This is a genomic window from Streptomyces sp. NPDC051987 (assembly GCF_040680735.1).
Classification (GTDB): domain Bacteria; phylum Actinomycetota; class Actinomycetes; order Streptomycetales; family Streptomycetaceae; genus Streptomyces.
Genome location: NZ_JBFAXI010000133.1, coordinates 16,975 through 18,265 on the forward strand (window position 1 = coordinate 16,975; position 1,291 = coordinate 18,265).

Annotated in this window: 2 protein-coding genes; both read left to right on the top strand. The window is 69.1% G+C overall.

Annotation, left to right across the window (positions count from 1 at the left end; genetic code table 11):
- Positions 1-157 precede the first annotated feature (157 nt).
- Positions 158-556 carry an OB-fold nucleic acid binding domain-containing protein gene (locus tag AB0M11_RS38490; protein ID WP_181802759.1) on the top strand — a complete coding sequence of 133 codons (399 nt, stop codon included), beginning with the start codon at positions 158-160 and terminating at the stop codon, positions 554-556.
- Positions 557-559: 3 nt separating this feature from the next.
- Positions 560-1,261 (top strand): DUF3159 domain-containing protein, encoded by a 702-nt coding sequence (locus AB0M11_RS38495; protein ID WP_365713093.1) that lies wholly within the window; start codon positions 560-562, stop codon positions 1,259-1,261.
- Positions 1,262-1,291 lie beyond the last annotated feature (30 nt).

Genomic DNA, 1,291 nt, shown 5'->3' on the forward strand with positions numbered 1-1,291 from the left:
GTTGCGGCCGGGGGTCCGGGGGTTGCCCCCGGGGGATGCCGCATCACCGAGCCGGGGATGGGGTACCGGTTCGAGAAGTGAGGGGGGCGAGAAGTGATGCGGGTCGCTCAGTGAGCTGGGCTACGGCGGTGTCGGTGGGCCCCGGTACGCTTCAGATATGAGTGCTGTTCCTCGCTCCGAAAAGCCGGCCGGCCGGTTCCGGCGCATGCTCGACCGGCTCTCCTCGTCGCAGGAGGACCTGGAGTCCGAGGAGCTGCGCGAGGACGCCGACACGGCGGGCTGCACCCGGATCGGCGACTGCCAGGACCGGCAGATCGTCACCGTTACTGGTACCTTGCGCACGGTCACCCTGCGGCCGCGCGCCGGAGTCCCGGCCCTGGAGGCCGAGCTGTTCGACGGCTCCGCCGCGCTGGACGTGGTGTGGCTCGGCAGGCGTTCCATCGTCGGCATAGAACCGGGACGCAGGCTGATCGCATCGGGCCGGATCTCGCTGAGCCGGGGCCGCCGGGTGCTGTTCAACCCCAAGTACGAACTGAGACCCCTCGGTAGGGAGTAGCCGGTGACGTCGCTCGACAAGCCGACCGAAGACACGCAGACGGAGGCCGACGCGCGGGCGGTGACCGAGGCCGCGCTGTTCGAGGCCTTCGGCGGGGTACGCGGCATGGTCGAGACGGTCCTGCCCGGCCTGCTCTTCGTCACGATCTTCACCATCAACAAGGACCTGCACTGGTCGGCGATCGCCGCCCTCGCGGTCTCCGTGGTGCTGGTCGTGGTCCGCCTCGCCATGAAGGACACCGTCAAGCACGCCTTCAGCGGCGTCTTCGGCGTCGCCTTCGGTGTCGTCTTCGCGATGATGACCGGCAACGCCAAGGACTTCTACCTGCCCGGCATGCTCTACACCCTGGGCCTGGCGCTGGCGTACATCATCACGACCCTGTGCGGGGTCCCGCTGATCGGCCTGATCCTCGGCCCGGTCTTCAAGGAGAACCTCTCCTGGCGCACCCGCAACCCCGGCCGCAAGAAGGCGTACGCCAAGGCCAGTTGGGCATGGGGCCTGATCCTGCTCGCCAAGTGCGCGATCCTCTTCCCGCTGTACTGGTGGGCCAACACCGCCCAACTCGGCTGGGTCCTCGTCGCGTTGAAGATCCCGCCGTTCCTGCTCGCGGTCTGGCTCACCTGGGTCTTCCTGGCGAAGGCGGCCGCCGCTGCCGCCCCCGCCACCGCTCCCGTAGAACTGACCAAGCCCGAGGACGCCCGATGACCACCCACCAGCCTCCGCTGCCGCAGGCGG